Origin of the sequence: Achromobacter sp. SIMBA_011, from assembly GCF_046535435.1 — a bacterium.
GTDB classification, from domain to species: Bacteria; Pseudomonadota; Gammaproteobacteria; order Burkholderiales; family Burkholderiaceae_B; genus Achromobacter; species Achromobacter dolens.
Map to the genome: position 1 here is coordinate 1 of NZ_JAWRWN010000190.1, position 328 is coordinate 328.

Annotated in this window: 1 pseudogene; it reads left to right on the top strand. The window is 71.3% G+C overall.

Annotated elements, in window-relative coordinates:
- Positions 1-328, top strand: a pseudogene (locus tag SB816_RS30520) (chloride channel protein); the annotation flags it as partial.

Below are 328 nucleotides of genomic sequence, written 5' to 3' on the forward strand. Positions count from 1 at the left end.
GAGAAGATCGCGCGCCGCGGTTATCACATCTATCGCGAATACGGCGTCGATCCGCTCGAGCGGCACGACGTGGCCGAAGTGATGACGCCGGCCGAGGCGCTCGTCGCGGTCGACGGCGCCACGATGCTCGACGCCGTCGACGCGCAGTACTTCGGCGCGAAGCAGACGCATCGCGCGTACCCCGTCGTGCAGAACGGCCGTCTGCTCGGCGTCGTCGATCGTGCAACGCTCGACGCGCATCGCGCGCAAGCCGGCCCCGGCGCCACGCTCGCCAGCGTATTCGCCGAGCGTGCGCCGGCGGTCGCGCAGGCGCACGAGACGTGCCGCG